The organism is Neptunomonas marina (assembly GCF_004005935.1).
In the GTDB taxonomy this organism is placed as follows: Bacteria; Pseudomonadota; Gammaproteobacteria; order Pseudomonadales; family Balneatricaceae; genus Neptunomonas; species Neptunomonas marina.
Map to the genome: position 1 here is coordinate 1 of NZ_SACQ01000020.1, position 731 is coordinate 731.

Sequence of the window (731 nt, forward strand, 5' to 3'; positions counted from 1 at the left end):
ATGGAAAATGAACACAACATGATAGTCGCGTTAGACATTGGCACCTCCAAAGTGGTTTGCCTAGTGGCTGATGTGCGTCCAGATGGCCAGCTCGAGGTGGTGGGTATCGGTTCGCACCCCTCCCGTGGTTTAAAACGCGGCGTTGTGATCAACATCGAATCCACCGTTAGCTCTATTCAGCGTGCGGTGGAAGAAGCGGAATTGATGGCCGGTTGCAAGATCCACTCCGTTACTGTGGGGATTGCGGGCAGCCACATTAGCAGCTTGAACTCCCACGGCATTGTGGCCGTGCGTGAGCGTGAAGTGACGGAACATGACCTAGAGCGCGTGATCGATGCCGCCAGTGCGGTCGCGATCCCCGCCGATCAGAAGATTTTGCACATCCTGCCGCAGGAGTACCTGATCGACAACCAAGAGGGCATCAAAGAGCCGCTGGGTATGTCAGGGGTACGTCTAGAAGCGAAAGTCCACCTAGTCACCGGCGCTACCAACGCGATTCAAAACATCGAGAAGTGTGTACGCCGTTGTGGTTTAGAAGTGGATGGGGTTGTGCTTGAGCAGCTGGCCAGCAGCTACGCCGTACTGACGGAAGATGAAAAAGACCTCGGGGTCTGTATGGTTGATATTGGCGGCGGCACCACCGATATCGCGGTCTTTACCGCCGGTTCCATTCGTCACACCGGGGTGATACCGATTGCTGGCGACCAAGTCACCAGTGATATTGCCATGGC

1 protein-coding gene is annotated in these 731 nt (G+C 55.5%); it reads left to right on the forward strand.

All coding sequences use genetic code 11. The annotated features are described in order from the left end of the window. The coding region (ftsA, locus tag EOE65_RS17845; protein ID WP_127696265.1) for a cell division protein FtsA at positions 1–731 on the forward strand (731 nt) is incomplete at its 3' end.